21 protein-coding genes are annotated in these 23765 nt (G+C 49.3%); 12 read left to right on the forward strand and 9 right to left on the reverse strand.

Annotation, left to right across the window (positions count from 1 at the left end; translation table 11 throughout):
* The first annotated feature begins 284 nt into the window (after nucleotides 1-284).
* The 8 genes from PTW35_RS20190 (at nucleotide 285) to PTW35_RS20225 (ending at nucleotide 10774) form a co-directional block, all read left to right on the forward strand.
* Nucleotides 285-983 carry a GntR family transcriptional regulator gene (locus PTW35_RS20190; protein WP_039463797.1) on the forward strand — a complete coding sequence of 233 codons (699 nt, stop codon included), beginning with the start codon at nucleotides 285-287 and terminating at the stop codon, nucleotides 981-983.
* The gene (prpB, locus tag PTW35_RS20195; RefSeq protein WP_281028696.1) at nucleotides 980-1849 is read left to right on the forward strand and encodes a methylisocitrate lyase; all 870 of its coding nucleotides are present in this window, start codon (nucleotides 980-982) and stop codon (nucleotides 1847-1849) included. The genes PTW35_RS20190 and prpB overlap by 4 nt, the downstream gene beginning before the upstream one ends.
* A 141-nt stretch (nucleotides 1850-1990) precedes the next feature.
* Nucleotides 1991-3166 (forward strand): 2-methylcitrate synthase, encoded by a 1176-nt coding sequence (gene prpC / locus PTW35_RS20200; protein ID WP_281028697.1) that lies wholly within the window; start codon nucleotides 1991-1993, stop codon nucleotides 3164-3166.
* A gap of 24 nt (nucleotides 3167-3190) precedes the next feature.
* Nucleotides 3191-5776, forward strand: a complete 2586-nt coding sequence (gene acnD / locus PTW35_RS20205) for a Fe/S-dependent 2-methylisocitrate dehydratase AcnD (protein WP_281028698.1) — start codon at nucleotides 3191-3193, stop codon at nucleotides 5774-5776.
* A 12-nt stretch (nucleotides 5777-5788) separates the two neighbouring features.
* The gene (prpF, locus tag PTW35_RS20210; protein ID WP_281028699.1) at nucleotides 5789-6979 is read left to right on the forward strand and encodes a 2-methylaconitate cis-trans isomerase PrpF; all 1191 of its coding nucleotides are present in this window, start codon (nucleotides 5789-5791) and stop codon (nucleotides 6977-6979) included.
* Nucleotides 6980-7083: 104 nt separating this feature from the next.
* Nucleotides 7084-8958, forward strand: a complete 1875-nt coding sequence (locus PTW35_RS20215; RefSeq protein WP_281028700.1) for a propionyl-CoA synthetase — start codon at nucleotides 7084-7086, stop codon at nucleotides 8956-8958.
* 177 nt (nucleotides 8959-9135) lie between these two features.
* Nucleotides 9136-9450: a hypothetical protein gene (locus tag PTW35_RS20220; RefSeq protein WP_281028701.1), complete on the forward strand. Its 315-nt coding sequence runs from the start codon at nucleotides 9136-9138 to the stop codon at nucleotides 9448-9450.
* Nucleotides 9451-9928: 478 nt separating this feature from the next.
* Nucleotides 9929-10774, forward strand: coding sequence for a (2Fe-2S)-binding protein (locus PTW35_RS20225; RefSeq protein WP_281028702.1), 846 nt, complete (start codon nucleotides 9929-9931; stop codon nucleotides 10772-10774).
* On the opposite strand, the gene PTW35_RS20230 is transcribed toward PTW35_RS20225, so the two are convergent.
* The gene (locus PTW35_RS20230; protein ID WP_281028703.1) at nucleotides 10764-11585 is read right to left on the reverse strand and encodes a hypothetical protein; all 822 of its coding nucleotides are present in this window, start codon (nucleotides 11583-11585) and stop codon (nucleotides 10764-10766) included. The two genes, PTW35_RS20225 and PTW35_RS20230, sit on opposite strands and share 11 nt — an antisense overlap.
* A 177-nt stretch (nucleotides 11586-11762) precedes the next feature.
* Between PTW35_RS20230 and PTW35_RS20235 the strand changes: the two genes are divergently transcribed.
* The gene (locus PTW35_RS20235; RefSeq protein ID WP_281028704.1) at nucleotides 11763-12194 is read left to right on the forward strand and encodes a universal stress protein; all 432 of its coding nucleotides are present in this window, start codon (nucleotides 11763-11765) and stop codon (nucleotides 12192-12194) included.
* Between the two features lie 2 nt (nucleotides 12195-12196).
* Here the strand turns inward: PTW35_RS20235 and PTW35_RS20240 are convergent, their stop codons facing one another.
* Complete coding sequence (locus PTW35_RS20240) at nucleotides 12197-12724, reverse strand: GNAT family N-acetyltransferase (protein WP_052829639.1); 528 nt, start codon at nucleotides 12722-12724, stop codon at nucleotides 12197-12199.
* 275 nt (nucleotides 12725-12999) lie between these two features.
* On the opposite strand from PTW35_RS20240, the gene PTW35_RS20245 reads away from it, so the two are divergent.
* The 3 genes from PTW35_RS20245 to PTW35_RS20255 all read left to right on the forward strand — a co-directional run bounded on the left by PTW35_RS20245 (nucleotide 13000) and on the right by PTW35_RS20255 (nucleotide 16312).
* Nucleotides 13000-15285 (forward strand): glycoside hydrolase family 3 N-terminal domain-containing protein, encoded by a 2286-nt coding sequence (locus PTW35_RS20245; protein ID WP_281028705.1) that lies wholly within the window; start codon nucleotides 13000-13002, stop codon nucleotides 15283-15285.
* A 151-nt stretch (nucleotides 15286-15436) separates the two neighbouring features.
* On the forward strand, nucleotides 15437-15919 hold the full coding sequence (locus PTW35_RS20250) for a YhcH/YjgK/YiaL family protein (protein ID WP_281028706.1): 483 nt from the start codon (nucleotides 15437-15439) through the stop codon (nucleotides 15917-15919).
* Nucleotides 15920-16312 (forward strand): hypothetical protein, encoded by a 393-nt coding sequence (locus tag PTW35_RS20255; RefSeq protein WP_044621325.1) that lies wholly within the window; start codon nucleotides 15920-15922, stop codon nucleotides 16310-16312.
* Nucleotides 16313-16473: 161 nt separating this feature from the next.
* Here PTW35_RS20255 and PTW35_RS20260 read toward each other — a convergent pair whose 3' ends face one another.
* The 7 genes from PTW35_RS20260 to PTW35_RS20290 form a co-directional block, all read right to left on the reverse strand.
* A complete protein-coding gene (locus PTW35_RS20260) occupies nucleotides 16474-16974 on the reverse strand; it encodes a YgjV family protein (RefSeq protein ID WP_281028707.1) in 501 nt (166 codons plus the stop codon).
* A 9-nt stretch (nucleotides 16975-16983) separates the two neighbouring features.
* On the reverse strand, nucleotides 16984-17643 hold the full coding sequence (locus tag PTW35_RS20265; RefSeq protein WP_281028708.1) for a hypothetical protein: 660 nt from the start codon (nucleotides 17641-17643) through the stop codon (nucleotides 16984-16986).
* Nucleotides 17644-17753: 110 nt separating this feature from the next.
* Complete coding sequence (locus PTW35_RS20270; RefSeq protein WP_281028709.1) at nucleotides 17754-18380, reverse strand: bifunctional 4-hydroxy-2-oxoglutarate aldolase/2-dehydro-3-deoxy-phosphogluconate aldolase; 627 nt, start codon at nucleotides 18378-18380, stop codon at nucleotides 17754-17756.
* A 17-nt stretch (nucleotides 18381-18397) separates the two neighbouring features.
* On the reverse strand, nucleotides 18398-19360 hold the full coding sequence (locus PTW35_RS20275) for a sugar kinase (RefSeq protein WP_281028710.1): 963 nt from the start codon (nucleotides 19358-19360) through the stop codon (nucleotides 18398-18400).
* A complete protein-coding gene (uxaC, locus tag PTW35_RS20280; protein WP_281029110.1) occupies nucleotides 19357-20781 on the reverse strand; it encodes a glucuronate isomerase in 1425 nt (474 codons plus the stop codon). Before uxaC ends, PTW35_RS20275 begins: the two co-directional genes overlap by 4 nt.
* A gap of 54 nt (nucleotides 20782-20835) precedes the next feature.
* Nucleotides 20836-22299: a fructuronate reductase gene (locus tag PTW35_RS20285; protein ID WP_281028711.1), complete on the reverse strand. Its 1464-nt coding sequence runs from the start codon at nucleotides 22297-22299 to the stop codon at nucleotides 20836-20838.
* Nucleotides 22300-22392: 93 nt separating this feature from the next.
* Entirely contained in the window at nucleotides 22393-23694 is a 1302-nt protein-coding gene (locus PTW35_RS20290; protein ID WP_281028712.1) for a TRAP transporter large permease subunit, read from the reverse strand.
* Nucleotides 23695-23765: the final 71 nt, after the last annotated feature.

Here is a 23765-nt window from a genome sequence, read left to right on the forward strand (position 1 = left end):
TGTCTGAAAGGGTTGCTTGCTGCAACCCTTTTTTTATCTTCGCCAATCGCCAATCGCCAATCGCCAATCGCCAATCGCCAATCGCCAATCGCCAATCGCCAATCGCCAATCGCCAATCGCCAATCGCCAATCGCCAATCGCCAATCGCCAATCGCCAGGATTGTCGACAATCTATACTAAGGTCTAATACATTTTGTTAACAATTAACTTGTAAAAGCGGTTTTGTAGCGCTAAATTTGTTCGCAGGTTAATAAGTTGTTGACAATTGATGCGGGTGAACAAGGTTGAAATTGAAAAGTGTCGACAGGCCAAGTGAAAAGGAAGGTACCAAGTCTGACAATCTGACTGAACAGCTCATAGATCAGATTGTGAATGGTACCTATCCCGCGGGCAGCAAGATATCAGAGCCAGAGTTAGCCAAATATTATGGCGTGAGCCGCGGACCATTGCGCGAGGCCATCTTGCGCTTGGAATCGATGGGGCTGGTTGAGCGTATTCCTCACGTCGGAGCCCGGGTGGTCGCTCTGAGTCAGGAAAAGCTGATTGAAATCTACGCGGTACGTGAAGCGCTCGAAGGTATGGCGGCAAGGCTGGCCTGCGAGCACATTACCGACGATGAGCTGGACGGGCTGGAAGCGTTACTTGATGCCCATCACCAGCATATCGAGCAGGTTGAAGGGGCATCTTACTTTCACCAGCAAGGGGATTTTGATTTCCACTACCGGGTCATCAAAGCCAGCCGGAATACCAAGTTGATCAGCCTGCTTTGCGATGAGCTTTATCATTTACTGCGAATGTACCGTTATCAGTCCCAGCGTTCGCATTCTCGTCCTGAGCAGGCTCTAAAGGAACACTTTCATCTTCTCAGCGCCCTGAAAGAGCGTGATGGGGAGTTGGCAGAAATGTTGATGCGGCGTCATATCATGAGAAGCCGCCAGTTGATTGAACAGCAGTTGAAGCAGGATAAGGAGAAAGCCTCATGAGTCCAGGGAAACGCTTCCGCCAAGCGGTAGCCAATAACAACCCGTTACAGATTGTCGGCACCGTCAACCCGTATTGCGCCATGATGGCAGAGCAAGTGGGTCATCAGGCGGTATATCTATCGGGGGGAGGAATTGCCAACGCTTCATATGGCTTACCGGACTTGGGTATTACGACCTTGAACGATGTGTTGGAAGACGTTCGCCGGATTACCGCTGCCACGACACTTCCGCTGATGGTCGACATTGATACGGGTTTTGGCGGTGCATTCAATATTGCCCGTACAATCAAGGAAATGGAGCGTGGTGGCGCAGCCGCCATCCATATGGAAGATCAGGTGGCACAAAAGCGCTGCGGTCATCGACCGAACAAAGCCATTGTGAGTCAGCAAGAAATGGTCGACAGGATCAAAGCGGCGGTCGATGCCAGAGTTGATGAAGATTTCGTGATTATGGCCAGAACCGATGCGTTAGCGGTTGAGGGGATGGAGTCGGCCATCGAGCGGGCTCAAGCCTGTGTGGAAGCCGGGGCAGATATGATTTTCCCTGAGGCAATCAACACCCTGGAGCAGTACCGGCAGTTTTCAGATGCCGTCAAGGTGCCGATTTTGGCCAATATCACCGAGTTTGGCCAAACCCCCTTGTTCAGTACTGAGGAACTGGCCGAGTGCGGTGTCGATATGGTGCTATACCCTCTGTCGGCATTCAGGGCAATGAACCAAGCGGCGCTGAATGTATACCAGCATTTATTGAAAGATGGTCACCAGCGCAATGTGGTCGATCAAATGCAAACTCGTGAAGAGCTATACCGTTACCTGGGCTATCACGACTATGAGCAAACACTAGATAAGCTATTCAAGCAGCTTTGATAATCGGCTAAAGAAATAATTCCAAATATAAAAAAAAACAGGGTGGAAAAAAGCTCTGGGGATCAGTGTACCTGCTTATTCCGCTAAAGAAGCGGGAAGGTTCATTCAATATCGTGAATACAACTAAAGAAGGAGTCTGCTATGACTGCTATAGCCGTAGCTGATGTTAAGAAGGACGGAAATGAAAAGAAACCTGCTGCGATCGGTGGCGCGGGCCTTAGGGGGCAAAGCGCGGGGGTGACCGCTCTCTGTACAGTCGGTAAGTCTGGCACGGGGCTGACTTATCGAGGCTACGATATTACCGATCTTGCCAATAACGCAGAATTCGAAGAAGTGGCTTATTTATTATTAAAAGGCAAACTTCCGAATAAGCAAGAACTACAAGACTACAAACATGCGTTGCTGAATTACAGAGGGCTGCCGGACGCATTAAAGCAGGTATTAGAGGCGATTCCGGCTGATGCCCATCCGATGGATGTGATGCGCACGGGCTGCTCAATGCTCGGTAACTTGGAGCAGGAGCTGGATTTCACCCAGCAGGATGAAAAGACTGATCAGTTGCTTGCTATGCTACCGGCCATTATCTGCTATTGGTATCGCTATAGTCATGATGGGGTTCGTATTGATACGGCCAGCAGCGGTGAGGATAGCATTGGCGGTTATTTCCTCGAAATGCTCACCGGCCAGTCGCCGTCGGAACTTCATAAGCAGGTCATGCACTGTTCGCTGGTACTTTACGCCGAGCATGAGTTCAACGCATCAACATTTACTGCCCGTGTCTGCGCCTCCACCTTGTCTGATCTCCATTCTTGCATCACGGCTGCAATCGGCAGTTTGCGAGGTCCGCTGCATGGCGGTGCCAACGAGGCTGCGATGGCCATGATAGAGAATTGGCAGACTCCCGACGAGGCTGAAGCAGGGATCATGCAGATGCTGGCGAACAAAGACAAGATTATGGGCTTTGGCCATGCAATATACCGTGAATCCGACCCCCGGAATGCTTTAATTAAAGTATGGTCGGAAAAACTGTCTGTCGATGTTGGCGATACGCATTTATATGCGGTGTCTGAACGGGTCGAGCAGGTGATGAAGCGGGAAAAAGGACTGTTCTGCAATGCTGACTTTTTCCATGCCTCGGCCTATCACTTCATGGGGATCCCAACCAAGCTGTTTACCCCCATCTTCGTGATGAGCCGAGTCACCGGCTGGGCAGCCCATGTCTACGAGCAGCGGGCCAATAACCGGATTATACGTCCCAGTGCTGATTATGAAGGACCAGAGCACCAGGATTGGTTGCCGATTGAAGAGCGCCGTTAACGCCTCATTTCACGGATGTAACTTATGAAGATGAATACTAGATACCGTAAGCCTCTTGCTGATACCGGACTTGATTTCTTCGATACGAGAGAAGCCGTCAATGAGATATCGCCAGGCGCATACGAAACCCTGCCGTACACGTCTCGGGTATTGGCCGAGCAACTGATCAGGCGCTGTGATCCGGAGTCACTGGCTGCCAGCCTAAAGCAAATTATTGACCGAAAACGCGACCTTGATTTCCCTTGGTATCCGGCGCGGGTGGTTTGTCACGATATATTGGGACAAACCGCCTTGGTCGACCTTGCGGGGTTGCGCGACGCCATTGCCGAACAAGGCGGTGATCCGTCTAAAGTCAATCCGGTGGTGGAGACCCAGCTGATTGTTGACCATTCTCTTGCTGTTGAGTATGCCGGATTTGACCCTGATGCGTTCGACAAAAACCGAGCGATTGAAGAGCGCCGCAACGAAGACCGCTTCCATTTTATCGAGTGGTGCAAAACCGCCTTCGAAAATGTCAGCGTGATCCCGGCGGGCAACGGCATCATGCACCAGATCAATCTGGAGAAAATGTCGCCGGTGGTTCAGGCCAAGAATGGCGTTGCCTATCCTGATACCTGTGTCGGTACCGACAGCCATACCCCGCATGTTGATGCGTTGGGCGTCATCGCCATTGGGGTTGGCGGGCTTGAGGCGGAGACCGTCATGCTGGGCCGCCCTTCTATGATGCGCTTGCCGGATATTGTTGGTGTCAACCTGACCGGCAAGCGTCAGCCGGGGATCACCGCGACGGATATCGTATTGGCGATTACCGAGTTTCTGCGTAATGAACGTGTCGTTTCGTCCTATCTGGAATTCTTTGGTGAGGGCGCGCGCGATCTGACTATTGGGGATCGGGCAACTATCTCCAATATGACACCGGAGTACGGCGCAACGGCAGGAATGTTCTATATCGACGAGCAGACTATTAACTACCTCAAGTTGACAGGCCGGGACGAGCATCAGGTTGAGCTGGTGGAAAAGTACGCCAAGCAAGCCGGGTTATGGGCCGATGATCTGGAGAATGCCGAATACGAGCGCGTGCTGGAATTTGACTTATCGACGGTTTCTCGCAACATGGCTGGGCCTTCGAATCCCCACCGCCGTTTGCCAACGTCGGAGTTAGCGGCACGCGGAATTTCCGGTGACTGGAACGAAACAGAGGGTGAACTGCCGGATGGCGCGGTGATTATCGCGGCCATTACCTCGTGTACTAATACCAGCAACCCGCGTAACGTCGTTGCCGCCGGGCTCTTGGCCAAGAAAGCCAATGAGCTGGGGTTGGTGCGTAAGCCTTGGGTGAAATCTTCCTTTGCTCCGGGCTCGAAAGTCGCCAAATTGTACTTGCAAGAAGCGGGATTATTGGCGGAACTGGAAAAGCTCGGCTTCGGAATTGTGGCTTATGCCTGTACCACCTGTAACGGTATGAGTGGCGCGCTGGATCCGAAAATCCAGCAGGAGATCATCGATCGTGACCTCTATACAACCGCTGTTTTGTCCGGCAACCGAAACTTCGATGGCCGTATCCATCCTTACGCCAAGCAGGCGTTTTTGGCCTCTCCCCCTTTGGTGGTTGCCTACGCGCTGGCAGGCACGATCCGTTTTGACATTGAACGTGACGCGCTGGGTACGGACAGGCAGGGTAAGCCGGTTTACCTAAATGATCTGTGGCCTAGTGACGAGGAAATCGATGCGGTCGTTGGCCAGTATGTCAAGCCTGAGCAGTTCAATCAGGTTTATATTCAAATGTTTAAACTGGATGACGCACAGCGTAACAGCAACCCACTGTATGACTGGCGGCCAATGAGCACCTATATTCGCAGACCGCCATACTGGGAAGGGGCGTTGGCCGGAGAGAGAACACTGTCTGGTATGAGACCACTGGCGTTATTGGGTGACAATATCACCACCGACCACCTCTCACCGTCTAATGCCATTCTCGCGTCCAGCGCAGCAGGGGAGTATTTGGCGAAAATGGGGTTACCGGAAGAGGACTTCAACTCCTATGCTACCCACCGCGGCGATCACCTGACGGCGCAGCGGGCGACGTTTGCCAATCCGAAATTGTTCAATGAAATGGTCAAGCAGGATGGTGAAGTGGTACAGGGTTCATTGGCGCGCATCGAACCGGAAGGCAAGGTGGTGCGTATGTGGGAAGCCATTGAGACCTACATGAACCGGAAACAGCCTTTGATTGTGGTCGCGGGTGCCGATTACGGTCAGGGATCTTCCCGGGACTGGGCGGCAAAAGGGGTGCGTTTGGCGGGTGTGGAAGCCATCGTGGCTGAAGGGTTCGAGCGTATCCACCGTACTAACTTGGTGGGAATGGGGGTATTGCCATTGCAATTTAAAGAAGGGATCAACCGAAACACCTTAGCGCTTGATGGGACTGAGTTGTATGACGTCGTTGGTGAGATCCAGCCAGGAGCAGATTTGGCCTTGGTCGTCACACGGACCAACGGTGAAAAGGTCGATGTACCGGTTACCTGCCGACTTGATACGGCCGATGAGGTAGCAGTATACGCAGCCGGCGGTGTGCTGCAGCGTTTTGCCCAAGATTTCTTGGCGCAATAGGGGGAGAGGGCAATGACATATTCAACTTCCCAGTCCCAAATGAAAATTCCTGCCACCTACATGCGGGGAGGCACCAGCAAAGGGGTGTTTTTCAACCTGGCCGACCTGCCGCTGCAGGCACAGGTAGCCGGTAAAGCCCGTGACAAACTGTTGCTGCGGGTGATCGGCAGTCCCGACCCTTATGCCAAGCAAATTGACGGTATGGGCGGGGCAACCTCGAGCACCAGCAAGACGGTTATTGTATCCAAAAGCGCCAAAGCCGATCACGATGTCGATTACCTGTTCGGTCAGGTATCCATCGACAAGCCCTTTGTCGACTGGAGCGGTAATTGTGGCAACTTGTCTGCGGCCGTCGGTCCCTTTGCTATTCATGCTGGCTTACTCCCCAAAGAGCGTATTCCTGAAAATGGCATTGTTGCGGTACGGGTTTGGCAGCTCAATATCGAGAAAACAATCGTCATCCACGTGCCGGTAGTCAATGGTAGCGTTCAGGAAACCGGCGGGTTTGAGCTCGACGGTGTGACTTTCCCGGCTGCCGAAATTCAGGTGGATTTCATGGATCCGGCTGAAGGCGATGGCTCGATGTTTCCCACTGGCAATCTTGTGGATGATCTTGAAGTGCCGGATATCGGTACGTTTAACGCCACGCTGATCAACGCAGGGATCCCGACGATATTTATTGATGCCGAAGCTCTGGGTTATAGCGGTACCGAATTGCAGGATGACATCAACAGTGACGATAAGGCGCTGGCGATGTTCGAACGCATTCGTGCTTATGGGGCATTGAAAATGGGGTTGATTTCTCATCTGGACGAGGCAGAGACACGCCAGCATACCCCCAAAGTCGCCTTTGTTGCCAAACCCAAGAGCTACCTCTCATCAAGCGGTAAACCCGTTGCTGACAGCGACGTCGATCTGTTGGTTCGGGCCCTGTCGATGGGTAAATTGCACCACGCCATGATGGGAACCGCCGCCGTTGCGATTGCTGCTGCGGCTTGTGTGCCGGGGACATTGGTGAATTTGGCAGCTGGAGGCGGAGAAAAAGAGTCGGTGACGTTCGGTCACCCATCCGGAACGCTGAAGGTGGGTGCACAGGCGAAACAAGTTCAACAACATTGGGTGGTTGATAAAGTCATGATGAGCCGCAGCGCGCGTATTTTGATGGAGGGCGCTGTCCGTGTTCCGTCGACTGTCTTTGAATAGCCGCTATCGAAGATAGACCTTCGATAAAAAGCCTTTAATTAGCAATGTCAGGATATATACCGAGGGTACAGCTCAAATGCCCTGGGTATGCTGGAGGAATCACTATGTCTAAATATCAGGAAGAATATCAACGGGCACAAACCGCACCGCAACAATTTTGGCAGCAGCAAGCGAAAAAGCTTCCGTGGTATCAATTTCCCCAAAACATTTTAAGCCAAGACGAAAATGGCATAGAGCGTTGGTTTGCTGATGGCGAGCTCAACACTTGCTATATGGCTTTGGATCAACATGTCGAGGCGGGGAGAGGTGATCAAACCGCGCTGATTTACGATTCACCGGTGACTGGTACTAAAATTCAGTACAGCTACCAAGTGCTGAGGGATCAAGTGGCCAAGACCGCGGGGATGTTGGCAGCGTTGGGGGTAACAAAGGGCGATCGCGTGGTGATCTATATGCCGATGATCCCTGAAGCCGCGATGGCCATGCTGGCTTGTGCACGTATCGGCGCCATTCATTCTGTGGTGTTTGGTGGTTTTGCTCCCAATGAGTTGGCCGTCCGGATTGAAGATGCTGAGCCAAAGTTGGTACTCACTGCCAGTTGTGGCATTGAAGTGAGTAAGGTTATTCCCTATAAGCCGCTGGTTGATCAAGCTATTATGGATAGTCGCTGGAAGCCTGAGCATGTGGTGGTTTTCCAACGTAATGCCTGTCGCGCCGAGCTAACCGAGGAAAGGGATTGTGACTGGCAGGCTTTGAAGCAAAAAGCCGAGATGCATTCTTGTGTGCCTGTGAAAGCTACGGATCCTCTCTATATCCTTTACACATCCGGGACCACAGGCAAACCCAAAGGGGTGGTCAGGGATAATGGCGGCCATGCTGTAGCGATGAAATACAGCATGGAAACCATCTATGACGTCGAGCCTGGCGACGTATTCTGGGCGGCATCAGATGTAGGGTGGGTGGTGGGCCATTCCTATATCGTTTACGGGCCATTAATCCATGGTTGTACAACGGTCATGTTTGAAGGTAAGCCGGTGAAAACACCCGATCCGGCGGCTTTTTGGCGAGTGTGCAATGACTACGGGGTCAAGGTGCTATTTTCGGCTCCGACGGCGTTTCGGGCCATTAAGAAAGAAGATCCCGAAGGGGCGTTATTGGCTGATTACCCAATGGCAGGGCTAAAAGCGATATATATGGCAGGAGAAAGGTTAGATCCACCGACGCTGGAGTGGGTGCAGGAGAAAACCGGTCGCCCAGTCATTGATCACTGGTGGCAAACCGAAACGGGGTGGGCGATTGCCGGTAACCCGGTCGGCCTCGAAAGCTTCGAAGTCAAGCCGGGCTCGGCGACAATGCCGATTCCCGGTTATGGGGTGGCTGTTTTGGATGAAATAGGTGAAGAAAAACCGGCCAACCACCAAGGATATATTGCGATTAAGCGACCGTTACCACCGGGGTGCTTACCAACGGTTTGGCGCAATCATGACAGGTTCCAGAGTGGCTATCTGAGCCAGTTTCCCGGCTATTATGTATCAGGAGATGGTGGCTATCTTGATGAAGACGGGTACTTATTTGTCATGGGGCGAATAGATGATGTCATCAATGTTGCCGGACACCGATTATCAACTGGTGAGATGGAAGAGGTTGTCGGCGGCCATGAAGCGGTAGCCGAATGCGCCGTAATTGGCGTCCATGATGATCTGAAAGGGCAATTACCCCTGGGACTCGTCGTGTTGAAAGACGGTTATTACTCCGCCGATGGCAACATCGAAAAGGAGCTATTGCAGAAAGTCAGGAATGAAATCGGCGCGGTGGCGTGTTTCAATCGTGCGCTGGTGGTCGATAGGTTGCCAAAAACACGCTCGGGTAAAATCCTGCGCCGGGTCATAAGGCAAATTGCTGATGGCGAGCAATATGCAGTGCCTTCGACTATTGATGACCCCTCAAGTTTAGGGGAAATCGAAAAAGCGCTGGGATAGTGTGATTACGCGAGAGAAGTAATCAATTACTGTACAGCAGCAACAAAATGGCCCTTCAATGGTTGGTGGGGCCTTTTGAACCACATCGGTTAAGGCAATGGTTGCACACTGTGATCTTGATCATATTTGCATTGTGGACTATCAATAGAAACAGTGCATTGCAAAAAGGAGGATGCCATGCCTGTTAACTTTATTATCATTGGGTTTGCTCTTGCGGCGTTAGCCCTTGATAAATTGTCTATTTTTGATGATGACACGGCTGACTACGTCAATGTCCCTACCTATCAATCGAGTGCTGAATTGGCCGATAAAACCAAAGAGCCGACCGTTACTAATATAAATGCAAGAGTTTCATACCCTGTGGCGCCTGTTTCGCCGCGACAAAGCATAGATGAATATGATGCCATGATGACCCCGAGTGCGACACCTCATGCCTCGCTGAACGTCAAACAGGTTGTACTGGGGGGATTGGTGGTTCCTGCGGATTATTAAAAAAAGCCACATCATGTGGCTTTTTGATAGTCTCTGAGAAACGCAGTCCGGGCTTTACTCAGTGCCGATTGTGTTTCAGACTTTAATTTTTGCCTAACCAGTTTGGCATCCTTACTCATAGTAATGTTTCCTATGCAATCCATGCACGCTTGAATAACGTTGCTATTTCTTTTTTTATTCGCTCTTTATTGTGACTTCCGTCCCAAATTCGAGCGTCTTTTGCAGGTGAATATATACAAAAGTGCCAGCTAATTAAAGGTTTGAAGATTATTGATTGGTGAAAACCCATGGTTCCGTGATCTTCATCAACTTTATGAGCTTTGATTCTTATGCCGCTGTCGTCTAAATCCCCGATTTTGCCTATACCATCCCAGTCTAAGAGAAGGTTTTGAACAGGCAAAAGGTTAGGATAAAATCAATGCCGTTTTAGTTTATGGACAGTATGAAAAACGCTTTGAGGCGTTTCTTGAAAATAGATATGAAGATGAATTTTTCGGCGGAATTGGCTCCTATTTGGCTCGGAGAGCCAACACAACCAACCATTGACTCTCAACTTGATTGGCTATTCAACCGAGAGCCTTTCTTTCGCCTTCAATATGGGGACGTTGGGCAGCCGTTAACTGAGTGGATGGAGAGCGAGCTTGAAAAAACGATTGATCTATTTAGCTTAGATGTCGGTGCGCGCCAAGCCGTCGGTGCATCGTTGTGGCTTAAAAGTTTCACCGCGCATTTAATTTCGGGCCTGGCTGCGCTAAGACTGAAATTTAATCGTGTTCCACTGGTATCTATTGAGCAGATAAGCCTTGATGTTGCCGAAAACGGGAAATTAAAACGAGTCGGTATCGCATCAAATTGTCCTTTTCTCTGCCTGGTTGATGATCCACTCGCCCATGAACCATCAGCAACAGTGGTAGAGTCCGAGCAAGCGCTCGACCAACATTTATCGGGTTTGATTATTGAAGTTGGTCAGTATTTGGCACCAAGATTCAAACAGCAGAAGGTGAATACCCCACAATTTTGGGGAGCTGTAGGCTATGCCGCAGGCTTGGTGTTTCAAAAGTTAACCCAGCATGGCTGCGATAGAGCTTTGATTGAGCAACTACAGCCAAAGGCTGATCAATGGCTGGCCGGCCTGTTACCCAATTTCTCGGAGCTAAATCGTGTTAAGGCCGCTAGCCAAGGGGAAGTGAGTATCTACTATATCCGTCGCGAAACCTGCTGCCTGAAATATAAGCTTGATGGCAAAAAGCACTGTGCCACTTGCCAGCAGCGAGAGCCTGAGGCACAGCTGGCGCTTTATCAATCGAAGGTACCTACTCACTGAGCTTGAGTTTGCCAACATCATCGGGGTAGAGCACCTTGTCTAGGCTGTCTCGCAGGTCTATGAGCGGTTGTTGGCTGATTTCAATGATGCTTCTGGCAGGCCGGTCTAGCTCGACGATAAGTGTCAGTACCAATGAAAATGCCATTGCAAAGGGCAGAGCAGCAACTAGCGCTCTGCCTTTGTTTTGGGCTCCGACCTGAAGCCCGTTTAGCGCGATGGTCAAAAATGTTAACAGGCCAAGAGTAAACCAGATACTAGCGGGTATTCGTCCCCGTAGACTTTTGTTGACTCTTTCCGTATGGATATCAATCACTTCATTTAGAGAGTTAATGTACAGCAGCAGTAGTTCAGGCGACGTTTTTCCATAGGAGTCAACCGCTTGATTCCAGAGTTTGAGGTGCAATATTTCACTCTCCTCAACGATCCTGTTTAATCGTTTCTTTTGTATCTTCTTGTCTTCAACAACTCGTATTGTGACATACTCGCGCAGTAATTCTCGGCTCCGCGAGCGGTAAGGTTCCGTCAGTAAACCTGTCCGAAGGATGGTTGTACCCACAGCATTGGCTTCAGATAAAACCAGTTCTTTTCTGTCTGCGGATTTTGCTGCCGCCATACTAAAAGTGATGGCCAGGATAAAGGCGAGCAAACTGGCCAATCCTGTCGCCATCGGGCTGATTGACTGGCTGATCTGCTTGGAAGGAAAACGCAGCGCCAAGCGGTAGCCAAACTCGAACATCAGGGCAATGGCACCAAAAATCAGCCCTAGGATGATGAAAATTGATAGAGAATCGATGAAGGATTCTTGATACATACAGCGACCTTGAAAAGAAACTCAACCAAATGTTAGTGCAAGGCATTACCTGCGGGGTGAAACCAGTGAAACTTCAGGCACTAATAGTATAGCGGGTCATGACTGTCGCGATTCTTAGTTTGGTATAAGCTAAACTCTTAATGTCCAACATCATGCTCACTCGAGAGGGGATGGCCGATGAAATATAAGCATGTATTGTTAGCGGTTAACTTTGACGCCAATGCAGAATACCTGGTAATGAAAGCAGTCGAGCAAGCACGAGCCCATGATGCATTATTGAGCGTTATTCATATTGATCCTGACTTCACCGAGCTGTATGAGGGGGTGAGGGACTTCAACCCTACAGCAGTTGATGATTCGGTACATATCGAATCGGTTAGGGCAATGAATAGTTTATTGAAAGGTGCCAACTACCCGATCAACAAGCACATTTTCTATGCTGGGTATGTAGAAGACCAAATTATCAAGGCAATCAAAGAATTTGAGATAGACCTGCTTGTTTTTGGGCACCATGAGTCGAGCTGGTTCCATCAATTGACCCTTTCGAGTAGTGAGCCCCTGCTAAGAAGAATGCCCTGTGATCTGTTGTTCGTCAGGGTCGAGCGCTGATCTTAACGTTCCAATATAGTGGCTATTTGTTCCCACTGATAAACCAGCTCATCGACCAGACTACCCTCCGGTGCTTGCCATTGCTGGCTGAGAACCGGGTTGCCGCCGAAATAGTCATAAAAGCGTTGGGCACTGACATTCTGGCTAAGTACTTCTAGGTATGCTCCATTGTGTGAGGCTTCTGCTTGGATAACGCGCGCCGCGTGTTGCAGCAAAGCTTTTCCAACCCCTTTGCCCTTGGTCCCGGTGTCAACATGGAGGTTTTCGATTAAAGTGCCTTGAGCATCGCTTTGATCTAGGTAGATACAGATGAAGCCAAGCAGCTTTTTTTGTTCTGATGCGACAAAGATACGCTGATTGGCACTCGGTTGGCTAAATCTATGCTGCCAAATTGTTCCCCGCTCGCTAAAAACGCCTTTAGAGAGGTATTGCTCATCTAATAATCCAGCATAAACAGCTTGCCAGCTAGTGGCGTGAAGTTGAGCGATAGCATTTTGATCGATTGATTGTGCTGGCTTGATGGTAATCACAAAAACTCCTTTTATGGATACGAACCCTTCCTTATATATTTGATATTAATTCAAAAAATTACTACTGCAATACCAGTATTAGAATAGTGAATCTGTGAGCTGGTAGCAAAGAATCCAAATAATTCTAATTGTAAATAGAATAGCGTGATCAAGGTATACCAAAAAAACAAACTGGTTGATCTTGATCGGCTAAATAAACAAAATTGGTTAACCAAATTAACTGGGAGAGTATTATCCCTCATGTTTCCGAATGACAAATAATTAAAAGGCGAACCATGAGCAATAAACTCTTTACCCTAGCGCCTATCGCAGTGGCGTTGATATTAGCTGGTTGTAATTCCTCATCAAACTCAAGTGATGGCAAAGACGACCTAGTACAACCGATAGTACAATCCCGTGTACATGATATTTTAGAAGTGGATGGTTACCAATTCCGTGATGCCAACGGCGATGGTGAACTGGCACCGTATGAAGATTGGCGCCTTACTTCTGAGGAGCGTGCCGCTGATTTGGTTAGCCGGATGACGCTTGAAGAGAAAGTCGGGATGATGCTGATCGATACGCTGAATGCTGAAGCATACGGGTATATTGGCACAAAGCATCAAGATTTCGTTAACCGCCAGAAGATGAATCGCTTTATCTTCCGAAATAATATTCTGACCCAGGAAGAAATTGACGCACTCACTGATGAGGAGCGCCAAGATGGGGGGGCTGCTGGGGGACCTGGTGGGCCGAACTACGTGATTAGCCCGAGAGAAGCAGCTCAGTATATGAATACTGTGCAGGAACTTACGGAGCGAACGCGGTTGGGTATTCCTGCACTATTTAAATCGAATGCACGTAACCATATAGATCCGAATGCCAAAGCCGGTATCAATGTTGATTCAGGGGCATTTACCGGCTGGCCGAAAGAAGGCGGTTTGGCTGCTACAGGGGATATGGAGCTGATTGCCGAGTTTGGTGAGGTAATGCGTGCTGAATGGAATGCGATTGGTCTGCGTGGTATGTATGGTTACATGGCCGATTTGGCGACAGAGCCGCGCTGGTACCGTGTTCACGAAACCTTTAGCTCGGATGCAGACTTGACGTCGGATATTATCCAAATTCTTGTGGATAATTTGCAGGGCGAAGAGGTTGGATCAGACAGTATAGTCCTGACGATGAAACACTTCCCTGGCGGCGGCCCGCAGTTCTTGGGCTCGGATCCTCACTATTTTGCCGGCCAACACCAAAGCTATCCGGCGGGTAAGTTCGATTACCACCTCAAGCCATTCATTACTGCAATTGATGCAGGGGTCGCTGCGATCATGCCTTACTACGGTATCGTGGGTGGCGGTGACTGGTCGATAAATATCCCTGACAACGAAACAAACCTCGATGTGGGTAATGGCCAACTGCTTGGGGAGCTTCTTCATCCACGAGATCACGATACTCTACGCGTAGCCAACAATGATTATTCGACGGAAGTCGGCCAACCGGCTGGTAATGTGGGGGTTGCTTTCTCCAAAGGGATTTTGGACGATCTTTTGCGTAAGAAGCTCGGTTTCAGCGGTGTAATTAACTCGGATACAGGGATCATCAATGATCCAAATAACCCGCACACAGATTATGAAATGATGCATAACAACCGTGCTTGGGGACTGCAAGACAAGAACAAAACTGAGCAATTCGTGATTGCGATTGAGGCGGGTACCGATGTGTTCTCTGGCTTTAACCGTAATGATGAAATCCGGACTGTTGTTGAACAAGGTTTGGTTTCAGAAGAGCGTATTGACGAGTCGGTAAAACGCCTGCTTAAAGTACAATTTGATTTGGGGCTATTTGAAAACGCCTACGTCGATGCCGACAAAGCGAATGAAATTGTAGGTAACGCAGAGTTCCAAGAAAAGGCGCAGTTAGCTCAACGTAAAGCCGTCGTGTTACTTGATAACCAAGATCAAACACTGCCGTTGCGTTCTAACACCAGCCTATTCACTATGGGTATGGATGGTGATATAGCCAAAGAATACGGCTTCGACGTGACCGTGGGTGATGACGATGACGGTAACAAGGTCGCTGATGCAACAGGAAAAGATCATGCGTTGATCCGCGTCCGTGTTGATAATATCCCTGCTGTCATTTCAGGAGATATTCCAAACAACCGAGCTTTAGTCTTCGGTGGTGCAGATTTCGATGAGTTGTCAGTTCTTGATTTCACCAGCATGGCAAATGACATTAAAGGTGAGGGTAGCTCTTGGGTTGTCACACCTTCATTGGAAGATATTCAAGCTGTCATGGATGAAGTGGGTCCAGAAAACACAGTGCTTTCTATCTACTTCCGCCAACCATATGTGCTTGATAATGAAAGTCGATTAAGGGAAGCCGGTGCTACTTTAGCGACCTTCGGCTCAGATGACCGCGCGGTGATGGATGTTGTTAGCGGTAAGTTTAACCCGCAAGGTAAACTGCCGTTTGCACTGGCGAATAGTGCAGAGGCGATTATCAGACAAGACTCAGATGATCCATCTTATAAAGACGGTGATACGCTATATCCACTTGGCCATGGCTTGAGCTATAAATAACATCGAACGAGTAACTAAAGTGGTTGAGGAGCCTGATTAATATCAGGCTCTTTTTTTGATCTTGGTCTACTAATGAAATGAAATTGGTCAACCACTTCGTGTTGCTGGTATATAATGTATTCACATAATAAATTAGTTGCTCGAGGTATACGTGTACAGAGGTAATTTGTGCTCTCTGGAAAGCTATCGCCATATTCCATATCCGTTGATCGAACTAATCCAAGTGGTGAAGCGAAAGATTCAATCAAATAGCAATGTAGGCACCTATTCCGTGATTGGTGATGATGTTTTCTATTTTATTGTCGACGATAAGACAAAGCATTTTTCAGAAACAAAGTCAGAAATTCACCAACGATATATTGATGTCCAAATTGTAATGGAAGGGGAAGAAATGTACGGCTATAGCCAAAGCCCCTTTAATTCAATCGATGAAGATTTCATTGCAGATAAAGATGTAGCATTTAGTAAAGATATTGTCGATGAGCAGTTTGCTACTTTGTATAAAGATGATTTTATTATTTTCAATACTGAACAACCTCATCGTCCATTAGTCGCTACCTCTGAGCCTGCAAGTGTTAAGAAAGCAGTAATTAAAGTCAGTAAAGAATACTTAATTAATGACGCAGAGGTTTGAATGAATACTTATATGAATATGTTGGAGTGGGAAGACAGTGCTATCCCACACCGGTTGTGGGTCGAAAGGCTGGATAATGGTCGGACTCGTCTGTGCATGAAGATCGTGAAAGATGTTGAGCCCGAGATGCTCTACCTTGAACTTCCTGTATCGCAAGAAAAGGTGATGGGGGCATGGCAAGGAAGGGCGGCTGCGGTATCTGATGCGTATGATGATGGCTGTTTATATTCTCAAGTTCGTAGCTTGTTTAATCTCGACAATGGTTGTGTTGTCTGGACTGTTAACCATATTCAGCTCGCAGATAAGCAAAAGATGTCAGCGGACAAATTAGCCTTTATTCCAGGCATGACTCACGATCAGGGCTTGTTGAAGGCCATTTTAGAAACGGCTTAACTGAAAGATCTCTACATTTTATATTTCTACTCTTGTGTGTTAGTAAACCTAAAGCTATTTAAATTATTAAAAATAAAGCACATCATAATTAAAGATGATGTGCTTTTTATTTTTAGGTGGATGTGTTTTATTGATAAAATGGCAAAAGAACAAATATAATTTTAAGCTGTCCGTCTTGAGGTAAGCATTCTTGATATAGTGTACAAGTTGACAATAATAAAGGTCGACTCCATTAGTGTTCCACCAATTGATCCCAGAAGTAAATTATTCGCCAACCAACAAAAAGAATTGAACAAAATGAGTAAACGCAACTTTATCCCTTCAGTCTGGAATAACCCCCACGTTGCTACTGAGGCACCAAAAATGGTCAGCAATTCATAACTATGTTGCAAACTCGGCAAGCCCATTAGCCATAGCAGGGTAATAAAGAACCACATTACCTTGTTGGATTTGGTTTTGGTCGAAGCATAACTTCTTAGTGCACTGATCCCACAGCCAAACGCCGCAGTGAATGCCCCCATTAAAATAAAATGGCTGCATAATACAACTTGGAAAACTGTCAGGTGCAGGCGAAACCGGTTGCCGTTTTGATGGAGAAAAGCAGAAGCACCGACAAGAAAAGCAAATAAGCCAACACTCTGGGCGAAATTAAGTTCTAACATGGTAAATCTCTACTTAGATCTCTTGAATTTGACCAGTTTGGACAGGTATCGGCAGCACAATGCTGGGCTCGATAAAACCGGTGGGGATGTGTGATGAACATATTCAACTGCCGGTGCCATTGAAGCTTGGGCAAGGACGATGGTCGCGCAGGAGTCACCAATTTGCTCAACATGCCTTGCGATGGCTTTGGCATACAGAATCGCATCCCCCTTCGCGTAGTGCTGCCAGGCATTGGGAACCACGGTGAATGAAATCTCTGGAGATTGGTTAAGTTGCTTTGCACATTGATTGAGCAGGGCAATGGTAGGCTCTATCGTGCTTTCGAGAGCCGCGAGAACATGGATGTTACCCGTAAGTACCGCTTGTTCCGCCATAGGTCTATCAACACGAATGACCTGGCTAGCTATATCAGCCGTTTGCTCTGCAGCATCACCAATAGTTGAGCAGGTACAGATAATGATATCTGCGCCGTCTTGGGCTATTTGCTGTATTTGCTGCTGGACGTGTTTGATGACACCCGGTGTCAGGCCATCTGTCATGGCTTGCTTGAGCAGCTCTTCGTTGACATGGTGGCTAATCGTAACGCTATGGTCGTCAAGGTATTGGTTGATATAGGGGCGAAACAATATTTTGTTAGCCTCCAGCGTGTAGAGAAAAGCGATTTTCATGAGATGCAATCCTTAGCAGAGATGAAAAAAGGAGACGGAAAAAGAAAGGCTTCCCACGGGAAGCCTGACATTAATACCAAATTGACTAACAGTCAGTTTGGTTCTAGACATTAGCCCACCAAGTCAGCGGCTTCACGGGCAAGACGACCGATCTCGTCCCAGCGCCCTTCATTGATAAGCTTTTTATCTACCATCCAAGTACCGCCGCAGGCAAAGACACGATCTACTGCAAGGTAGTCATTGACGTTTTGGGCGTTGATGCCACCTGTTGGCATGAACTGGATTTGGGTGTAAGGCGCCAACAGAGATTTCACCATATTGATGCCGCCTGAAGCTTCTGCCGGGAAAAATTTTAGCGTTGTTACGCCCATTTCAATCGCTGCTTCTACTGCGCTTGGATTGTTCACCCCTGGGACAATTTCAATCCCTAGCTCTTGGCAAGCTTTGACGGTATTTGGGTTAAAGCCAGGAGAAACCACGAATGTTGCACCGGCTTCCTTGGCCGCAATGGCTTGCTCTCGGTTTAGTACCGTACCCGCTCCAATCAACATCTCTGGCTGCGCTTCACGAAGCAGGCGAATGGCTTCAGCGGCTGCATCAGAACGGAAGGTAATTTCAGCAGCGGGCAGGCCGTTTTCAGCCAATGCTTTGCCCAGCGGGATAATATCTTCAGCGCGATCAATAGCGATCACTGGGATGATTTTAATTTGTGCAAGTTGTTGTGCCGTAGTGCTCATTGTTGAGTCTTCCTTATTTAGTGCTCACAGAGAGCAGGTTCTTGTTTGTTAAATTGGATGTGCGCCATCGCTTGGGCTGGGATAATCGCGCCTTTGTGTTGAATAACAGTGCCAGCCAATAAATGGCCTTGCTCCGAACATTTCACCGGGGATTTTCCGTTTATTAGACCCGCCATGAAACCGGCGTTGAACGAGTCGCCGGCTGAGGTGGTATCGATCACTTGCTTAACCGGTGTGGTAGCGACAAATGTGCGGGTTTGGGCTGTGAAGTCCTCGTGGTAGTTACCCTTGGCACCCATTTTTACAACCGCTTGGCGAACGCCTGCGGCTTTTAGTCTTTCCAAGGTCTCTTCTTCGTTGCTATCGCCCCACAGACTGGCTTCGTCGTCGTTGGTGACAAGCGCCAAGGCCGTGAATGAAAACACCTGCTGGTAGCATTCACGGGCCTGTTCAGCTGATGCCCACAAGGCTGGACGGTAGTTGGTATCGAACAGGATCTCGACACCAGTGCTCGCCAGTAGCTGCAGCAGCCCAATAAGCTGCTGGCGGTCTTCTTTCGGCAGAATGGCAAGGCTGATCCCACTGAGGTATACCATGTCCATTTTGGTGAGATTATCTGCCACCTTAGTAAAATCAGGGTGCTGAAGCATATACCGGGCTGCCGATTGGTTGCGCCAATACAGGAAGGTACGCTCACCTTGATCATCTAGCTGGATCAAATACAGTCCAGGTTGGCGGGAACTATCTCGCAGTACCAAATCGGTACTAACACCTTCTTGATGCCAGCGGGCAATCATGCCATCACTGATAGCATCGCAGCCCAAGGCAGACACATAATTGATTTCAGCGGATTTGCCTGCCGTACGAGCCAGATAGACTGCTGTATTTAGGGAGTCACCACCGTATGTTTGGTGCATGTCACCAAACGGCGCGCCATTGAGCTCAATCATGCACTCGCCGATAAGCGCTATGCGTTTCATGCTTGTTCTCCCGGTAGGGTGAAGTAGCGTTTGGCGTTGCTAAAACAGATGTCTTGGACCATTTTACCAAGCATGCTGATATCGTTAGGCACTTCACCGTTCTCTACCCACTGTCCCATCATGTTGCACAGAATACGGCGGAAATACTCATGGCGGGTATAGGAGAGGAAACTACGGGAGTCAGTCAGCATACCAACGAATTGGCTCAGGAGGCCCAGCTGCGATAGTTGCTCCATCTGGCGCTGCATACCGTCTTTCTGGTCGTTGAACCACCAACCAGAGCCAAACTGGACTTTTCCTGCGATGCCGCCACCTTGGAAGTTACCAATCATGGTCGCCATCATCTCGTTGTCACGGGGATTTAGGCAATACAGAATAGTCTTAGGTAGTTCGTTGGTCAGATCCATGTCATCCAGCAGCGAAGCAAGCTGGAAGGCAAACGGGCGATCAGCGATGGAGTCAAAGCCGGCATCGGCACCGAGCAGTTTGAACATACGGGTACTATTGTTGCGCTGGGCACCAATATGTAGCTGCATTACCCAGCCACGTTTGGCGTATTGCTTGCCAAGCCAAACCTGTACGGCCGTGCTGAATTGGTCGACTTCATCTTCAGTAAGCACTTCACCCGCTAGGCGGCGGGTTAGCATCTTGTTAAGTTCTGTTTCGGCTGGTGCTTTGCCGTAGCGGACAATCTCGATACCGTGGTCAGCCGCGCGGCAACCATGGGCTGCGAAATGGTCAAGGCGGCGATCCAGCGCGGTGAGTAAATCGGCAAAAGAGGTGATCTCGATATCAGCCGCTTGCCCCAAAAGCTGCATGTATTCAGCAAAGCCATCCAGCTCAATTTTGAAGGCGCGGTCTGGACGCCAGCTTGGTGCGACTTCGACATCGAAACTCTCGTCTTCGGCAATTGCTTTGTGGTATTCCAATGAATGGATAGGGTCATCGGTTGTTCCGGCCATCACCACATTCATCTGTCTCATGATGCCGCGTGCCGAAAATTCTGGGCTTGTTAGCTTTTCATTGCATTCGTGCCAGATATCTTCGGCAGTATCCGGTCCGAATAGTTTGCCGGTGATACCAAAAGGACGACGAAGCTCAAGGTGAGTCCAGTGGTAGAGTGGATTGCCAAGCGTTTGTGGAACGGTTTTGGCCCACGCCATGTATTTATCAAAATCAGAGGACTCTTTGCCGGTAATAAGCGCCTCTGGAATACCTGCAGAGCGCATGCCTCGCCATTTATAGTGATCGCCTTCTAGCCACATTTGACCGATGTTATCGAAGCGGCGGTTCTGCGCAACTTCCTGCGGATTCAGGTGGCAGTGGTAATCATAGATTGGCATGTCCTTGGCATAGTCATGGTAGAGCACGCGCGCAATTTCATTGGAAAGCAAGAAGTCGTCACAAAGAAAGTCTTTCATCATAAGCTCCAAAGTGACACCGGGCGACAGCCATCGCCCGGTGTCTAATATCGGTTATAGAGAAGCAACGGCTGCGCGTGCGCCTTTGCTGATAATAAGCTGGTAAGCCTTGGTCACGGCTTCTACGAAGCCTTCGTTTTTGATTAGGTCGGTACCAAAAATGGCTTCGATGCTCAGGATGGCTTTAACAACCGCAGGCTCTTTGCCGTATTGCTGGTAGATTTCACGGAACTGCTCAACCATTGGGTCACGGACATCAATTTCTTGATTTTCCTCGTCAACACCACTGATATAAGTCATCCAACCGGCAATGCCCATGGCTAGCCACTTGTACTCAGTACCGACAGCCAAGTGATGGCGAAGCGAGCCGCCCATGCGCTGAGGGATCTTCTGGCTACCGTCCATCGCAATCTGCCATGTCTGATGCTTCAGGCTTGGGTTGGTAAAGCGCTCGATAAGCAGCTTGGCATACGCTTCAAGATCGGTACCTTCAGGCATTGTGAGGGTAGGGGCCTGAGCCTGCATCATCATGTCAAATGCAGCCTTGCGGTAGCTCTCATTGGTCATGGTGTCGGAGATGTGCTTGTAGCCGCCAAGATAGCCAAGGTAAGCAAGGAATGAATGGCTGCCGTTTAGCATCCGCAGCTTCATTTCTTCGAACGGTACAACATCGGCAACGAACTCAGCCCCGGCAATGTCCCAGTCAGGACGACCGTTAACGAAGTTATCCTCAATCACCCACTGGCGGAACGGTTCACAGGCAATACCGCATGGGTCAGCCACACCAACCAGCTCGGTGATTTCAGCCAGAGTCTCAGGCGTAGCAGCAGGCACAATGCGGTCAACCATGGTACATGGGAAGGTCACATTGGCTTCAATCCAGCTCGCTAGCTCCTGGTCAACCAAATTGGCGAAGTCCAGTACTGTTGCGCGTGCAACATGGCCGTTTTCCTGCACATTGTCGCAAGACATGACAGTGAATGGCATCAGGCCAAGTTCGCGGCGGATGCGAAGAGCTTCGACGATGTAGCCAATGGCAGAGCTCGGCTCGCGAGGGTTGGCCAAATCCGCTTGAATCAGGCCATTATTCTTGTCCAAACGGCCAGTGGCAGGATCCGCACAGTAGCCTTTTTCCGTAATCGTCATAGAGACAATGGCGACTTGCTCTTCAGACATTTTTTCCAGAACCGCACGCTTGCCTTCAAAGTTAGGGTGAAGGGACTCAGTAACCGAAGCAATGAGTTTAACGTCGGTTGCCTTAGCCCCTTTTCCTGCCACCGTATACAGATGATCCTGGGCACGGAGCTGGGTAATAAGATCTTCACCGCCAAACAGGTTAACTTCACAAATTCCCCAGTCGCTGCCTGTTTTTTCTAGCATCTCGTTGGTAAACAGGGCCTGGTGTGCTCGGTGGAATGCGCCAAAACCTAGGTGAACGATGCGGCTTTTTAATTTTGAGCGGTCAAATGCTGGGCGAATGACATTCGGGTTTAGAGCGGAGTTTGAAATAGTGTCCATGTTGTTTTCCTTTGGCCCACCAACTGGAGTTGGTGGGCGGGTTTATCAGGGAAGTCTTCTGCGTGTTATAGATTGCGGGACAAGTCCCTAAAATCAGTAGCCAAGAACCAAGTTAGGTAGGAACAGGCTTAGCTGAGGAATAAAGGTGACAGCCAGAAGTGCAGCGATAAGGGCTGCATAGAATGGCAGTAGCGGCTTGATGATCTTCTCGATAGACACTTTGGCTACCGAACAACCAATGAACAGGGCGCTACCTACCGGTGGGGTACAGATACCGATAGCAAGGTTGAACGTCATCATGATACCGAAGTGAACCGGGTCGATTCCCATATCCAGTGCGATTGGCAGGAAGATTGGGGTAAAGATCAGTACTGCAGGGGTCATATCCATGAAGATACCCACAATCAGTAGGATGAGGTTGATGATCAGCAGGATAACCAGCGGGTTTTCAGAAACAGCCAGTAGGGCATCGGCAATCATGTATGGAATATCGGCGTTCGCCATTGCCCAGGACATGCCCATCGAAGCGCCAACCAGCAGCAGTACGATAGAGGTGGTTACCGCTGACTCTAGGATGATCTTTGGTAAGTCGCGAAGTTTTACTTCACGATAGAACACAACAGCGAGTACGAAGGTGTAGACAACGGCAATCGCCGAGGCCTCTGTCGCGGTGAAGATACCACCGATGATACCGCCCATGATGATGACAATCAGCATCAGAGATGGCATTGCTTTGATGAAAGTATCCCAGACTACGGCCAGTGTTGGCTTAGGGGCAACAGGGTAACCACGGCGCTTGGCAATCACACCGGCAACAATCATCAGGCTGAGGCCCATCAGGATCCCCGGAATGTAACCACCCAGGAACAGTGCAGCGATAGAGGTACCGCCAGATACCAGTGAGAATACGATAAGGGTGTTACTAGGCGGGATCAACAGGCCGGTTGGGCATGACGTGATGTTAACCGCTGCCGAGAAGTGCTCGTCGTAGCCATCTTTTTTCTGCAGTGGAGACATAGTCCCGCCGACGGCAGCAGCAGAGGCAACCGCAGATCCAGAAATAGAGCCGAACATCATGTTTGCCATCACGTTCACGTGGGCAAGAGAGCCTGGCAGGCGTCCACCCAGTACTTTGGCGAAATTGATCAGACGGATGGCGATACCGCCCTGGTTCATGATGTTACCCGCTAGGATGAAAAACGGGATAGCCAGCAGGGCAAAGTTATCGAGGCCTGCCGCCATGCGCTGGGCTACCACTGCGATCGCCGGCTCGAGCGGCAAGCTCATCATAATGGTTGCTAGCGATGAAAGACCGATTGCGAATGATACAGGGATCCCCAGCGCGAGTAACACGCCGAAGCTTCCGAATAGGGTGAGAATGACTTGCCATTCCATTGTGGAATCCTTCTTATAAAATCTTGTTCAATGGTGAAATCAAAAAAGTGATTCACCGCTGGATTTGCTTA

Source organism: Photobacterium sp. DA100 (assembly GCF_029223585.1).
In the GTDB taxonomy this organism is placed as follows: domain Bacteria; phylum Pseudomonadota; class Gammaproteobacteria; order Enterobacterales; family Vibrionaceae; genus Photobacterium.